Source organism: Paenibacillus sp. OT2-17 (genome assembly GCF_009827695.1).
Lineage (GTDB): Bacteria > Bacillota > Bacilli > Paenibacillales > Paenibacillaceae > Paenibacillus > Paenibacillus polymyxa_B.
The window spans coordinates 1-1,474 of the sequence record NZ_WUDQ01000741.1; the positions used below are offsets into that span (position 1 = coordinate 1).

At 49.9% G+C, this 1,474-nt stretch carries 1 protein-coding gene and 2 pseudogenes; all 3 read right to left on the bottom strand.

What is annotated here, in order from left to right:
* Window positions 1-350, bottom strand: a pseudogene (locus GRP75_RS26675) (3-oxoacyl-ACP synthase); the annotation flags it as partial.
* Window positions 351-358: 8 nt separating this feature from the next.
* Window positions 359-1,351 carry a phosphate acyltransferase PlsX gene (plsX, locus tag GRP75_RS26680; RefSeq protein ID WP_160790862.1) on the bottom strand — a complete coding sequence of 331 codons (993 nt, stop codon included), beginning with the start codon at window positions 1,349-1,351 and terminating at the stop codon, window positions 359-361.
* A pseudogene (locus tag GRP75_RS26685) lies at window positions 1,335-1,474 on the bottom strand (transcription factor FapR); the annotation flags it as partial. The pseudogene GRP75_RS26685 and the gene plsX, both read right to left, overlap by 17 nt.

A 1,474-nucleotide genomic window follows, 5' to 3' on the forward strand; every position in this document is an offset into this window, starting at 1 on the left:
GAGCATGCCGCAGACAAATCGAAAGCTGCTGCGCCTTTGGCTCCCAATTTGTCCTGAAGAATGCAGGCAGTTGACGGAAACGCCATATCCGGTGTAACCGTAGCTACAATAATTAAATCCAGATCCTGTGCCGTCATACCCGCGGACTCCAACGCCTTAATTGCTGCTTCATAAGCTAAATCAGATGTAGCCTGCTCTGGAGCCGCAATATGGCGCTCCTGAATCCCTGTACGGCTGACAATCCATTCATCACTTGTTTCTACGATTGCTTCCAAATCTTTATTGGTCAGAATTTTCTCAGGTACGTATTTCCCTGTTCCGATAACACCAACCGGCCGTAATTTATTCATATCGTCACTCACTTCCTGCTGATTTCCTTGGATATACTTTCTACCAATCGGTTTTGCAAGGCCGTACGAGCCTGCCTTACCGCATTTTTGACGGCAACGCCGTCAGACGAACCGTGACTTTTCAGGACGAGTCCACTCAAACCCAGCAAAGGAGCCCCGCCATGCTCTTTATAATCCAATTTACCTTTCAGACTGCGAAGCTCAGGCATAATCAAGGCTGCCGCAAGCTTGGTCTTCAAGGATTTGGTGAATTGCTCTTTTAAGAGAGAAAATATGGCTCCGGCTGTACCCTCCAGCGATTTTAGCATGATATTTCCAGCAAATCCATCGCACACCAGTACATCGCAATTCCCGGTTAACACATCTCTCGATTCAACATTACCCACAAAATTGACAGGTAACTGCTCAATAAGTGGATATGCCAACTTCGTCAGTTCATTGCCCTTCCCAGCTTCGGTCCCCACATTCAGCAGACCCACCCTTGGAGAAGTCACACCGTGAACTTTCTGACGATACAAGCTCCCCATCAGTGCATACTGGGCAAGATGCTCAGGCTTGGCATCCATATTGGCTCCCAAGTCCAGCGCCAGAATACCCTGATCATCTATCGTTGGTATCATCGGCGCGAGAGCCGGACGTTCAATGCCTTCCATTCTTCCAACCACCAGCAACCCTGTGGTCATTAGCGCGCCTGTATTACCTGCGGATATCATGGCATCCGCTTCGCCTTCTCTGACCATTCGACCAGCTACGACCATCGAGGCATCCTTTTTACGGCGCACTGCCTTTACAGGCTCGTCCTGCGCATCTATCATTTCGGATGCATGGCGAATGCTGAGGTTCGTCGGCAACGCCCTACCGTTCAGAACCGATTCAATTCGTTCCAGGTCACCAACCAGCGTAATGTCCGTATCCTTCCATTCCGCTGCCGCAGATAGCGCGCCCTCTACTGTCGCCTCAGGAGCATTATCTCCCCCCATGGCATCAATGGCGATCCGCATGCTGACTTCCTCCTTCGCTATACTCTTCCTCCGTGGAGCGATAAATGACAAAGTTGCCTTGGAACACCATTTCTTCTCCTACGTAGGCAAAGACTTCCACTTTAGCCTTCCCTTTTTGTTCTG

Excerpts from the sequence above, each read along its gene's own strand:
- plsX (WP_160790862.1), bottom strand. The coding sequence starts at position 1,351 with ATGCGGATCGCCATTGATGCCATGGGGGGAGATAATGCTCCTGAGGCG.